Annotated in this window: 4 protein-coding genes, 1 tRNA gene and 1 pseudogene; 3 read left to right on the plus strand and 3 right to left on the minus strand. The window is 43.2% G+C overall.

The window, feature by feature from the left end:
* On the plus strand, positions 1 to 359 hold a 359-nt coding region (locus F6K49_RS34920), incomplete at its 5' end, for an ABC-2 family transporter protein (RefSeq protein ID WP_293104072.1).
* Positions 360 to 364: 5 nt separating this feature from the next.
* Here F6K49_RS34920 and F6K49_RS34925 read toward each other — a convergent pair.
* Positions 365 to 1619, minus strand: a pseudogene (locus F6K49_RS34925) (RNA-guided endonuclease TnpB family protein).
* Between the two features lie 299 nt (positions 1620 to 1918).
* Here F6K49_RS34925 and F6K49_RS34930 point away from each other — a divergent pair.
* Both F6K49_RS34930 and F6K49_RS34935 read left to right on the plus strand, forming a co-directional pair.
* Complete coding sequence (locus F6K49_RS34930; RefSeq protein WP_293104077.1) at positions 1919 to 2860, plus strand: hypothetical protein; 942 nt, start codon at positions 1919 to 1921, stop codon at positions 2858 to 2860.
* A gap of 595 nt (positions 2861 to 3455) precedes the next feature.
* Positions 3456 to 3526 (plus strand) — tRNA-Gly (locus tag F6K49_RS34935).
* A gap of 116 nt (positions 3527 to 3642) precedes the next feature.
* Here F6K49_RS34935 and F6K49_RS34940 read toward each other — a convergent pair.
* Positions 3643 to 3969, minus strand: coding sequence for an antibiotic biosynthesis monooxygenase (locus tag F6K49_RS34940; RefSeq protein ID WP_293021490.1), 327 nt, complete (start codon positions 3967 to 3969; stop codon positions 3643 to 3645).
* Positions 3970 to 4270: 301 nt separating this feature from the next.
* Positions 4271 to 4744, minus strand: coding sequence for a pentapeptide repeat-containing protein (locus F6K49_RS34945; protein ID WP_293040762.1), 474 nt, complete (start codon positions 4742 to 4744; stop codon positions 4271 to 4273).
* Positions 4745 to 5046 lie beyond the last annotated feature (302 nt).

Consider the following 5046-nt stretch of genomic DNA (forward strand, 5'->3'; position numbering starts at 1 on the left):
TCGGTTGCCTGGTGGTGGCAATGAGCTTTGCCCTACGCTTTTTGATGCAGTATACCTTTGCCATGTTCGCCTTTTGGACAGAACGGGCTAGTGCTATTGAAGAATTATCATTTTTGCTCTACTTATTCCTTTCTGGGTTAATTGCTCCGTTGGAAGTCTTTCCTCCTTTGGTCAGGGAAATTGCCCAGTGGACACCCTACCCTTATCTGATTCACTTCCCAGCAGCACTGTTGATTGGTTTACCTGTGAATGTGGTGGGGGGAATGTTGGTGATTCTAGGTTGGAGTTTAATATTTTTCCTAGTCAACCGCTGGTTATGGCGTAAGGGGTTAAAGCATTATTCTGGGATGGGAGCGTGAACTACCTACACTGACCCGTTGGGTACAGTGTAGGCTTCCAGTTTCACCGAAGAATGCCTTAGCTTGGACGGACGCCCTCGCTTTGGTCTTACTTCTTCTCCACTGGCGTTGACCTCCCCTGTTCCAGAGGAGGATAGCATTCTGATACCTTCTGCTCTAATATTCTTTGCCGCATTACCATCTCTATCGTGATGAGTGCTACAGCTTGGACAAATCCAAGACCTTACATCTAGCGGTAACTCTTTGATTCGGTAATGACAATTAGAGCAGGTTTTAGAACTGGGAAACCATCGATCTATCTCGACCAGGACTTTTCCTTCTTTTTCGCATTTATAAGAAAGAAAATTTACAAAGGTTCCCCAACTCAGATCAGATATTGCTTTAGCTAATTTGTGGTTACGTTCGCGAAGCGTGCGCGTAGCGCACAGCATGCCCTTGACGTTTAGGTTTTCGACTACCACTACCTGGTTCTGATCTACGATCTTCCTAGATAGCTTATGCAAGTAGTCTTGGCGGACATTTCCAATGCGTTCATATACCTTAGCTACAATCTTACGCGCTTTTTTGCTTCCATTGCTACCCTTCTTTTTTCGGGCTGCAATGCGTTGTTTTTTGGCTAGTTTTTTTTGGTATCTATTTATAGGCTTGGGATTGCCAAATTTAGAGGTTTTTTCGCCGTCGTAGGTAATAGCAAAATCCTTGATACCCAAGTCAATCCCAATCACCTTCCCGTTCGTTGATGGTTTCGGTTCATCAGATTCGTATTCCATTAAGACGGAAGCATAGTATTTTCCAGAAGGGTCTTTACTGACTGTTACAGTTTTGATTGTCCCATCTAATGGGCGGTGAATTACTGCCTTGACAACTCCCAATTTTCCGGGAAATTTAAGACAGTCACCCACTTGCTTGACTTTCTGGGGGTACTGAATTGATTGGCGATGATGATATGACTTGAATCTAGGATATTTGGCTCTACCTTGAAAAAAGTTCTGATATGCACGACTAAGATTTAAGCTCACAGATTGCAGCACCTGGGAGTAACAATCTTTTAGCCATTCAGTCTCTTTCTCTTTTTTGAGTTTTGGCAGCATAGAGTTGAGTGCAGATTGCTTTAGCCCCTTGCCAGTCTCCTTGTAAGTTTCTATACACTGAAAAGCACGCATAATTCCACCACCAGCGAGAACATCCAAAATGTTGGGCTAATATTTGAACTTGCTCTTGTGTTGGATAAATTCTGACTTTGACGGCTTTATGTTTCATTGCACTTAACCTTGTTGGAGATGAAACCTTAGAATAAAGAAGCCTTTATGGTTAGTCGGCTATGCATAAAAGGGTTAAATCTTTGTGATTAAGGCTTCTTTATTCTTACGGTAACTTCAAAATCGACCTTAGTTACTATTATATATATTTAACCTTAACGTGTCAAGAGATCGGTGATTTTTCTTAAATCCTGTCCGTGCTTTCAACAAACACGCTATACCCGTAGGGTTAGCGTGGGACTTCCCGCACGGCTAGTTAATCATAATATTGCATTTATCAATCAACGCTCTAGCCCAAGAATGACCCTAAAACTTTTGCCCCCAAATCATCCCCCTAATGTACCAGAACCACGTAACTTTCACCGGCCAATGCTATGGTTGGCAATGGTTTTGGCATCTATTGTCATTAATCTATGCTTCTTGTGGATAGTGTCTATGCTCTTGATGGGGCGCTTCGAGAGTTCGCAACCCAGTCAGGATTTGATTGCCATTGATCTGATTGATATCATTCCGGAAGATATAGCTGAGCAAGAGACATCACCAGAAGACCCATCAACAGCTCTAATCGATCAAACCATTGATTTAGCTCTCACCAGTCCTAGGTCAGATCGGAATCTTAATCACCAAACTGTCTCTAACTCTACCATTGAGGCCACTGAGGGTGAGGTAAAGCCAACACCGACAGAGGATATCTTACCAGTTAAAGACTTAGCACCGCCAACAGATTATCAATTAACTATACCTGTCCCCCCACCTGAACCAACAACTCCGATCACTCCTGTTAAGCCGATTCCAGTAATCCCAACGCCCCTACCTTCACCCTTACCTCTGGCACCACCGATTCAGCCACCGGCTTCCAGCATCCCGGAAGAGTCGGCATCAAAAGATAGCTTTGTGGCTAAGATGAGTAACTTTGGTCTGACTAATCCGAATCGGGATATTCCAGACCAATTGGCTCTACCGCTACCAGCTAACAAATCCGAATTTTCCGCTAAGGAGCTGAATGTGACAGGTATTGATTTATCGGAAGAGTTAGTGTTGAAGGTGGTGCTATTAATTGATTCCAATGGGAAACCGGAACTGCTAGCGGACTATATTCAAGTGCAGCAAGGCAATATTAGTATTGTTAAGGCTCAGCAACTAGCTCAGCAGGTGATTCGGGATTGGTTGTTTGCCCCTACTGACATGGCAGGTCAAGCAGTTGTGCAAGCGTATCGCTTCCAACTCACTATTAGTGATTAGTGATTTATACTAGTTTTGACACTCCCCGCCCTATAAGAGCGGGGATTCTTAGTTCATCGACATGCCTTAAAATTAGTTATCCAGGAAAGGCAATATTTAAGCCCAATATCCGTTTAAAAACCAAATACCTAGCCTAATTTAACTAACCCCAGTGGGCTTATCTCCCTAAGCGTTGAGTTTTCTCAGTTTCCGTGTGCCCCACGGTACGTTTGTATTTCAATTTGCTATTTTACTGGTTTTCGGTATCCGTGGCAGATCCATGCGTTTTGGCGAGGTTTTTCGCTCCTCGTGTACTAGTATCGCTTTACGTCGTTGTTTTTAAATTGGCAGTACCGACGAATCCTACCTGTACTAGGCTACATGTTTATTATAACATACTCTACTTAAAAGCCGTCCTAGAAGGACGGGGCTTGAGACCCAAAATTTTTGGTCATTTTTTTAGGGAGCAGGGAGCAGCGGATCCCCCCTAACCCCCCGCGCGTAAGGGGGGAAGGGAGCAGGGAACAGCGGATCTCGGAAGAGTCCAGAATTTTGAACTAAAAAATGTTGCACTTTGATTTTGTTATGTTATGATGCAAGAAGTACACGAAACAATGCGGATGTAGTTTAGTGGTAAAACCTCAGCCTTCCAAGCTGATGATGGGGGTTCGATTCCCCCCATCCGCTCTATATCTAAAAATATATTATTGGTAGTTTAATGCGATCGCACTTCTGCAACTAGCATGACCGTTTGCGATCGCATGAGTCTTGAGAATTAAGAATTGAGAATTAAGAATTGAGAATTAAGAATTCGGAGGCTGGATTTCACTGCACACTTCGTAGAAAGATGTGGTGGGAGCTTTGGTAAACAAGTGAGACATTTGGTTTAAGATCGCCTGATAAGCCTCACTTTGATTATCTTCCATATCCGCTATACTTTCCCAAAATATCACGGCAATCCCCCGATCGGTTCCAGGTTCTTGCAGTAGGTAAGCTCCTTTGAACCCTTGGATATAGGTAGATACAGCTTTCTCGTAAAGATCCTGAGCTTCTTGAAATTTGCCTGGCTTGAATTCACCAACGGCAACATAAGCATACTTGTGCTTAAGAAAATCTAGAAATTCGGTCAACTTTCCCTCCCCTGGGATTTTCTGGGTTAGTTCCCGATCGTAACAGCTAATGGTTGAGCTGCACAGATTCCCATAGCTGCATCTTTGTAAGCATATGCGCTACGCGAACAGCAGTCAGCAGTCAGCAGTCAGTGGTCAGTAGTAGGGTGGGCAAAGTTCTCTAATCTAGAATACTCAAAAAAACCAAACTATTTTTGCCCACCCTACAAGCAAGACTTAAACTAAAATGGCGGAAAGCGCTATTCGCTCCCGCCCTTAGCAAAAATTTTTGGTAAGAATCATTAGTAGGAATTAGAGAGTGTCAAGAATCTACTCTACACTCGACATTGAAATTGAATTCCTCGCCACTACCACCAATGCCAATGCCAGTTTCAAATATCTCGGCATCAGTTAAGGTAATGTTGTTCATGACAGCTCCAGACACATCGGTGTCGTAAAGCTTGGCTGCTGTCAAATTCACTTGGTTGAGATTAGCACAGTTTAAACTGGCATTGGTGACAAAGGCTTGGGTTAAGTTAGCCCCGTTTAAGTTGGCACCAGTCAGGTCAGCACCTTCTAGGTTGGCTTCGATTAAGTTTGCTCCTTGCAGGTTAGCATTCCTCAAATCAGCGCCTAGTAGATGTGCACCCGATAGATCCGCTCCTTTTAAATTACATCCTTCACATGCACCAGTTAAGAGCAACTGTTGCACCTGGTCTGGGTTCTCAGCTACTGCTGAACCAGTGAAGAACAGAGAAGCGACTAAAGTTAACGTTGCCAAAATATTGAATTTCATTTTTGGCCTCCCTAGAAGTTATATCATTAGGATGTATTTCTTCATCCCAATTCCATTATAACCCATTAGTGGTGCGGGATTCTAATGATTTGTTAAGGTGATTTGTTAAGGTTAGTTAGGGAGTTGATCTAGTGCTACGGGCAAGGCAAGAGGAATCCCCCCTAACCCCCCTTATTAAGCTATGCTTTATAAACATATTTCTTTACAAAAAACTTGACAAATTTTAGGAATTATGAATAGGAAATAAATAGGGCTGGCTGCATGAAGGCAGAAGGCATACCCGACAAGGCTTTCAAGCCTTT

Source organism: Moorena sp. SIO3I6 (assembly GCF_010672095.1).

Coding starts and splice junctions, on each gene's coding strand:
- F6K49_RS34930 (WP_293104077.1), top strand. CDS start 1,919: ATGACCCTAAAACTTTTGCCCCCAAATCATCCCCCTAATGTACCAGAA.
- F6K49_RS34945 (WP_293040762.1), bottom strand. CDS start 4,744: ATGAAATTCAATATTTTGGCAACGTTAACTTTAGTCGCTTCTCTGTTC.